Raw genomic sequence first — 5840 nt, 5'->3', positions numbered from 1 at the left:
TTGGGGAACCCTCTTCCGAGGGCATCCAGGGCTTCACCCGGTTGCCTCGGAAGTCCCTCCTTATGAATTGCGAATGCGTCGTCGTTGCATTACCATGAAGCCAGGACACGCGCGCGTGCCCTGGTTTTTTTTGGTGTCGTGGCTCCGGAGAGAGCATGAGCCCCCTCGATTCTTCCGCACGCCCGACTCCGCCGTCCAGCCTGAGGGTCGATTCTCGCGACTGGTCCGCCTACCTGCCGTCGTCGGTCGGATGGCGGGAGACCGTCGTGCCCTTGCAGGGGCACGACCAGGTGAGTTTCCGGATCGGTCGGGTCGGGGCGGGCATGACCGTGACGGCCAGCGAGGCCCGGTTGCGGGAAGATTTCGCCTCGTGCATCGAACAGGCGGGCCAGACCTGGACCTTGTGCTTTTGCCTGGACGGCTCCAGCCTGTTCAGCTTTGGCGCGGCAGGCCCGCGTCATGTGGTGCGCCAGGGCGACGTGTGGCTGTTCCAGGGGGATGATGCCAGCGTGCACCGCTGGACGCCGGCCCAGGCCCGGGCGTCGATGGTCGCCTTGAAGGTGCCCGCCGACCGGGTGGCCGAGTGCCTGGAGGGAGCGCGCGGGCCGCGCCGGGGAAGCCGCGCCCTTCGCCTGGACCAGGGGCCGCCGGGCCGGTTCGGGCTGGAAACGCTGCTGACCAACCCGTTGCACGGGCCGCTGGATCGTCTGATGGCGGAAAGCCAGGCCCTGGCCTTGCTGGCGCGCGGCCTGGGGCCCTTGGGAAACGACGGCGCGCCCTGGCGCGAAGTGGTCGATGCTGGCCGCCCCCTGTCGCGGGTGATCGACGCCCTGACGGCGGATCTTTGTCATCCTCCGGCGCTGGAGGATCTGGCCCGCGAGGCCGGCATGAGCCATGCCCGCCTGAACCGCTGCTTTCGCCGCGCCTACGGCACGACGGTGTTTGCCTGGCTGCGCGATTACCGGCTGGAGCGCGCCTGTCATCACCTGCGCCAGGACGCGCACAGCATCACCGACATTGCTTTCCTGTGCGGTTTTAGCAGCTCCAGCCATTTCGCCGCCGCCTTCCGCGAGCGCTACGGGTGTTCTCCGGCCCAGTACAGGCGACAAGACCCCGGGGACGCCCGCGAGGAGGAAACCGGGGAGGAAACGGGATCCTCCCCGATCCCCTCATGAGGGGATCGGGGGCCGAGGGGATGGGGGCTCATGGGCCGGCCGGGGGTGTCTTCCATCCCACATCCAGGTGCATGAGGCCAAAGGGCGTCGCGACCGGATGGCTGTCCACGCGGGCGAAGCCGGCCCGCCGCAAGGCAGAGGCAATGCGGCCGTGGTCGAACGACAGATTCGGACCGCGCAACGCCGTGGTCAGCCGTCCCACGACATGAAGTTCGGGCTGGGTGCGTTCGTCGGTCAGGCCTTCGTGAAAACTGACGAATACTCCCCCGGGGGCCAGGGCCGCCCCCACCCGCGCGCACAGGGCTTCCAGGTCGTGGGCGTAATACAAGGTCATCGAGGCCCAGGCCACGTCATGGCCCTGGCCCAGATCGGCCGTGTTGTAGTCCCCGGCCCGCACGATGATCCGGTCCTCCAGGCCGTCGGCGGCCACGCCCTCGGCCAGGGCGGCGGCCAGGGGGGGGAGATCAAGAATCGTCACGGTTTTTTCCGGGGAACGCGCCACGATGGCGCGGGCCAGCACGTCGGACCCCGCGCCCAGGTCAAGCACCCGGCGGGCCCGGGGCCAGGACGCCAGCCCCTCCAGGGCTTCCAGCATCACCGGCAGGGCCATGGCACGATGGAAGGCGCGCAGATTGGCCGCCGCCCGGGTCCAGAAGGCGGGATCGCTCATGTCGAGCGGCGGGGGGGGCGGCTCCGTCAGCAGATCGGCAAGCGCCGCATGGCGCCGCGACGCCAGGTTGAGCAGCATGGGGCGCAAGGACAGCGGGCCGGCACTGGAAAGATAGGCCGCCCCCTCGGCTGTCAGGGCGTAGTGGCCGTCTTGCTTGCCCAGGGCGCCCAGGGCGCTCAGGCCATCCAGGACCAGGGCGAGGCGGCGGGGATCCAGGTCAAGCTCCCGTGCCATGTCCGCCGCCGTCCGGGCGGTCGGGAGGCGGTCGAACAGGTCCAGGGTCAAGCCAATCTCGATCAGTTGCCAGCGCAAGGGGGCCTGGACCAGATCGAACAGGCGCGCGGCAAAGGCGGGATCGGGGGCACGCTCGCGGGTGGCCGCCGGGGAATGGGTCATGAGGGTCTCTCCCTTACCAGGTCATGCGCAGGCGCACGCCGACTTCCCGAGGCGCGCCATCCTCGACGATTACGCCCAGCGGGGCACTGACCGCGCGGCCATAAACGTTGGCCCCGGTCAGGTTGGCGCCCCAAAGCGCGACCTCTATTTTGTCGAAGCGATAGCCCACTTCGGCATCGACCAGCACGAAGCCGTCTTGCTTCAAGGTGTTCTGGCTGTCGAAATAGGACGAGCCCGCCCCGTTCAGACTGCCCTCGGCGAACCAGCCGTCGCCCTCGTCGTAGCGTGCCCCCGCCGACCATGTCGCGCCGGGGGCCATGGGGAGCTTCTTGCCCGACAGGTCGACTTGGACCTGTTGTCCGTTCCGCGACACGGTGGTGGTGTAGCGGGTGGCCTCGCTGTGTTGCAGGCCCAGGGTGCCAAACAGGTTCCAGTGGTCGCTCACGCGCGCATCCAGCGACCCTTCCAGCCCGACAATCTCGGCCTCGGCGGCGTTGCTGAAGGTCTGGGCTCCGCCCGGTTCCAGATCAAGAATCTGCTTGTCCTCGGTCACGGTGCGAAATGCCGTCAGCGTGGCGTTGAGGCGCCGGTCCCACAACCGCGCCTTCACGCCGGCCTCGGTGGTCCAGCTGTATTCGGGGTCATAGGTCAGGGACGTGCGACCGGTGGCCATGCTGTAGTTGTATCCGCCCGGCAGGTAGCCCCGCGCCAGGGATCCGTAGATCATCAGGTCGGGGGTCAGGTCGTAGGCCGCGGAAACCTTGGGCAGCACGGTCAGCGTGGAGAGATCGTCGCCGAAGGTGGAGCGCTCGGCGGCGCGGGCAAGGGACATGCTGCCGTGTTGATCGATCCACTCCAGCCGCGTGCCCACGCCCAGGCGCAGATGCCCGGCCACGCGCACTTCCACCTGCCCGAACCCGGCAACGCCGGTCTGGTCCATGTCCAGATCCCGGGTCGTGCGGGGAGTCTGCGACTTGTACTGAAGGGTGCTCCATTCCTGGTAGGTGTGCAAACCGGCCAGCCAGCGCCAGCGGGAGGCCGGATCGTTCGACATCACCCGTAGTTCCTGCGACAGGGTATCGTCTTGATGGTCCAGCAGGGTCGGCAAGGTGGGCAGGGGGCCGGTGTCCAGATCCATCTGAAAATTCCGGTCGAAATGAGTCCAGCCGGTGATGCTGACGAGGTCCACGCCCTCGAAGTGATGGTCCACGCGCAGCGACTGCACGGCCGTGGTCTTCTCGTCCCAGGCATCGGAGCTGTAGCGCGTGGTGTAGGGATCGCTGGCATGGGGGCCGGTCAGGTAGCGCATGCGCTGCTTGCCCATGTCGGTGCGGTCGACCACGCTTTTCAGGCTGATTTTCGTGTCATCGCCGATCCGCCCGCCAAGGCCGCCCGACAAGGACCAGCGTCCCAGGTGGCCGCCGTCGTCGGCGTCATCCGTGGTGTTGCGGTACACGCCGCTGGTTTGGGTGCCCCGCACGGCCAGGGAGCCCGCCAGCCGGTCCTTGATCAGCGTCCCGGAAAGACCGGCGGCGCCGGTGTAGACCGGCTCCCAGCGCGCGCCCGTGTTTTGCAGGCTCGGGCTCACGCTCGCCCAGCCCTCGGGGGCCCAGGTCGGTTCGGTGGTGGTGACGCGAAGGGCGCCGGCCTCGGTGTTGCGGCCGAACAAGGTGCCTTGCGGTCCCTTGAGGATCTCCATCTGCTCCACGTCGAACAGGGCCGGTGCCTGCGAGGCGCCCAGGGGCAGGGCCACGTCGTTGACCACGAAGCCCACCGGATCCTGGAGGCCGGTGTTCGCGCTGGTCATGCCGCGCAGGACAACCCGGGTTTGCACCGAGGAGTCCTCGATCCGTGCGTTGGGAGACACCTTGGCCACGGAACCCACCGAGCCCCATAAGGGGTTTTCCAGGCGCTCCCGGGTCAGAACCTCCACGCTGCCGGGCACGGCGTGGGCCTCCTCGGCCCAGTGCCGGGCTTCCACGGTCAGGGGGGGCAAGGTAACGATCGACCCGGGGGGACTCTCGGCGCTGTCCTCGGCCAGGGCTGGCGCGACAGGCAGGCTCAGCAGCACGGGCAACGACAGGGCCGGGGCCCAAGGGAGAGAGCGGGGGCGGATCATGACGAAACCTCCTCGGACTGGGATGTCTCGTCCGTACACGACCGGCCCGCCTCCGCGCGCCCGCACGGCGAACAGGCGGGAGCATCCGGCGAACAGCCGCGCCGGGTCGCGATCCAGACCACGATGCCCCCGATCACCATGATCCCGGCGGCGGCGGCGTAGGGGGCCAGGGGAGAAACCTGGTGCAAGGTGGCGCCCAGCAGGGGGCCGGCGGCCATCCCGGCGCCTTGGGCCAGGCCATTCAGGCCGGCGGCGCGTCCTTGCGCCCCGGGTCCGGCTCGCACGCTGAGGGCGGCCAGGTTGCCCGGCAAGGCGAGGCCCAGCGCCGCCCCAAGTCCGCCCATGGCCAGGGCCAGCCCCGCCAGCCCGAGGGGGGCCAGGCTGAGCAGCAACGCCACCACGACCCCCAAGGTGCCAAGGCGCAGCAGGCGCCCGGGGGGGCAGGCCAGCCGCCGCACGATCATGCCCTGGGTCAGGATCATGGCCAGCATGGTCACCATCATCAAGCCGCCGGACACGCGAACCGAGGCATCGCCCCCCAGGCCAAAGCCATCTTGCAAACGCAGGACCGTGACTTGTTGAATCACCCCGTAAACGGCCAGGCCGCACACGGTGAGGAGCAGGAACGGGGCGATCTTGCCCGCGATCTCGCGAAAGTCCGCCGGCGTTTTCGCGAGCGGGACGCGCGGGGGTTCGGGCAGGGCCCGCCACGCTCCCCAGGCGGCCAGGGCGATGACAAAGGTGATCACGCCCAGGGCGATCCCCATGCCGTCGCCCCCCAGGCCGAGGGCCAGCGCGCTCCCGGCAAGGGTGCCCACGCCGAACGCCGCGCCCATCAGGCCCATGCCGCTGGCCCGGCCCTCGGCGCTGGTGATGTCGGCCAGATAGGCCTGGGCCGTGGGCATGAGGGCTCCGGCCCCCGCCGCCTGCGCAAGCCGGCCGCCCAGCAGCACGGCGAAGGCCAGGGAGGCCGGCATGGCAAGGGACAGGCGCGCGTGGGCGACGATCGCCAGCAGCGCCGGGAACAAGGCGGCGGCGACCAGTCCAAGGATCAGCACCCGCCGCCGCCCCCGGGCATCGCTCCAGGACCCCCACGCCGGCGCGGACACGCTGAGAACCAGCGCCGATACGCTGAGCAGCGCCCCGGTTTGCACATCGCCAAAACCCATTTCCCGCCCCAGGGCGGGCAGGGAGATCAGCACGAAGGAATGTCCCATCGCATTGGCGGCCAGCGCCGCGACGAGAACGCGAGACCCCCGCCGCAAGGGGGCGGCAAGCCGGGGAGGGGGCGTTGGACAGGGGGGCGTCGGACAGGGGGCGGCGGACATGGGCGGGCTCCGGGCAAGGAAGGGATCGGCCCACCGATCCTATCGGGGCCTTGTTCCTTGCTCCGTCATTGCCCGAACGGCGCGGACCATCGGGCGATCCCGAGCGCCGGCGCAAAAAAACCCCGCAAGCCTGAGGGCTTGCGGGGTCTTCA

At 69.7% G+C, this 5840-nt stretch carries 4 protein-coding genes; 1 reads left to right on the top strand and 3 read right to left on the bottom strand.

The window, feature by feature from the left end; genetic code table 11:
* Window positions 1-155: 155 nt before the first annotated feature.
* A complete protein-coding gene (locus tag ROR02_RS14365) occupies window positions 156-1175 on the top strand; it encodes a helix-turn-helix transcriptional regulator (protein WP_147164736.1) in 1020 nt (339 codons plus the stop codon).
* Window positions 1176-1203: 28 nt separating this feature from the next.
* On the opposite strand, the gene ROR02_RS17465 is transcribed toward ROR02_RS14365, so the two are convergent.
* The 3 genes from ROR02_RS17465 to ROR02_RS14350 are packed head-to-tail and all read right to left on the bottom strand — an operon-like array spanning window position 1204 to window position 5688.
* On the bottom strand, window positions 1204-2241 hold the full coding sequence (locus tag ROR02_RS17465) for a class I SAM-dependent methyltransferase (RefSeq protein WP_147164735.1): 1038 nt from the start codon (window positions 2239-2241) through the stop codon (window positions 1204-1206).
* Window positions 2242-2254: 13 nt separating this feature from the next.
* On the bottom strand, window positions 2255-4360 hold the full coding sequence (locus ROR02_RS14355) for a TonB-dependent receptor (protein WP_147164734.1): 2106 nt from the start codon (window positions 4358-4360) through the stop codon (window positions 2255-2257).
* A complete protein-coding gene (locus ROR02_RS14350) occupies window positions 4357-5688 on the bottom strand; it encodes an MFS transporter (RefSeq protein WP_147164733.1) in 1332 nt (443 codons plus the stop codon). The genes ROR02_RS14355 and ROR02_RS14350 overlap by 4 nt, the downstream gene beginning before the upstream one ends.
* Window positions 5689-5840: the final 152 nt, after the last annotated feature.

Origin of the sequence: Pararhodospirillum oryzae (genome assembly GCF_007992075.1) — a bacterium.
GTDB lineage: Bacteria > Pseudomonadota > Alphaproteobacteria > Rhodospirillales > Rhodospirillaceae > Pararhodospirillum > Pararhodospirillum oryzae.
This window is presented reverse-complemented; position numbering and strand designations above follow the sequence as displayed.

Excerpts from the sequence above, each read along its gene's own strand:
- ROR02_RS14355 (WP_147164734.1), bottom strand. The coding sequence starts at position 4,360 with ATGATCCGCCCCCGCTCTCTCCCTTGGGCCCCGGCCCTGTCGTTGCCC.
- ROR02_RS14365 (WP_147164736.1), top strand. The coding sequence starts at position 156 with ATGAGCCCCCTCGATTCTTCCGCACGCCCGACTCCGCCGTCCAGCCTG.
- ROR02_RS14350 (WP_147164733.1), bottom strand. The coding sequence starts at position 5,688 with ATGTCCGCCGCCCCCTGTCCGACGCCCCCCTGTCCAACGCCCCCTCCC.
- ROR02_RS17465 (WP_147164735.1), bottom strand. The coding sequence starts at position 2,241 with ATGACCCATTCCCCGGCGGCCACCCGCGAGCGTGCCCCCGATCCCGCC.